This window comes from Streptomyces sp. SM1 (assembly GCF_002910825.1).
GTDB classification, from domain to species: domain Bacteria; phylum Actinomycetota; class Actinomycetes; order Streptomycetales; family Streptomycetaceae; genus Streptomyces; species Streptomyces okerensis.
In genome coordinates this window covers 1-321 of record NZ_NEUB01000238.1, presented here as the reverse complement: position 1 = coordinate 321, position 321 = coordinate 1, and the positions used below count along the sequence as shown (strand labels likewise).

General features: G+C 75.7%; 1 pseudogene. It reads right to left on the bottom strand.

The features are described from left to right. Positions 1–88: 88 nt before the first annotated feature. Positions 89–321: pseudogene (locus tag B9S61_RS05575) on the bottom strand (LamG domain-containing protein); the annotation flags it as partial.

The following is a 321-nucleotide window of genomic DNA, read 5'->3' as shown; positions in this document are numbered from 1 at the left end:
GGTGGGCCGGCTCGCTCCGGAGTGCAGCGGCGACGAGGGGCCGCACCACGCACGAGCGTCCGCGTACCGTGGCGGGGGCCCGGCCGGATCAGGGGCGGAGCAGGCCGCTGATCTCCGCGCCGGTGAGGGCACGGTCGAAGGCCATGACGTCCTTGATGTCGCCCGGGAAGTGATCGACCGGCCTCCCGCCGTAACGGGCGCGGCCGATGACGAAGCAGCGGACGGCGCGGGGTCCCGTGCGGTCCGCGCCGGGTCCGGGCCCCGGCGCCGTCGTCGGTAGCCGCTGACCTCGTCGGGGCGTCGACACAACACCCTTGGCTC